The 472-nt window shown below is 49.8% G+C and carries 1 protein-coding gene; it reads left to right on the forward strand.

From position 1 onward, the window contains the following. A partial coding sequence (locus AB4512_RS24070; protein ID WP_372176009.1) for a tyrosine-type recombinase/integrase occupies positions 1 to 447 on the forward strand: 447 nt, incomplete at its 5' end. Positions 448 to 472 lie beyond the last annotated feature (25 nt).

Below are 472 nucleotides of genomic sequence, written 5' to 3' on the forward strand. Positions count from 1 at the left end.
GTTCACGATATCGACAGCCAAACCATGCGTGTCCACATACGGGAAGGAAAAGGCGGAAAAGACCGAATGGTGCCGCTTCCGCTGCGAACGCTTAAAGCTCTTCGCGTGCATTGGCTTACCCATAAGCACCCTTACTACTTATTCCCTGGCCTTGGTACATGTCGCGACACCCCCATGGATCGTGGCGGTATTCAAAAAACCATGAAACTTGTACTCAAAGAGTGCGGAATCCAAAAACACGCCAGCCCCCACTCACTTAGACATTGCTTCGCGACGCACTTACTTGAGCAAGAGTTAGACCTGCGTTCACTGCAAACGCTACTGGGTCATGCAAGCCTTAATACCACGGCTCGTTACACCCGAATGACTACGCTAAAACAACGCGATGCGGCAATGGCCATCAACCATTTAACTGATGCTCTAGACTTAACGTGGAGCATTACATGAGTACCTTTATTGAACTGCTTCGCCA

It is taken from the genome of Vibrio sp. 10N.222.52.B7 (genome assembly GCF_041474275.1).
Lineage (GTDB): Bacteria > Pseudomonadota > Gammaproteobacteria > Enterobacterales > Vibrionaceae > Vibrio > Vibrio crassostreae_C.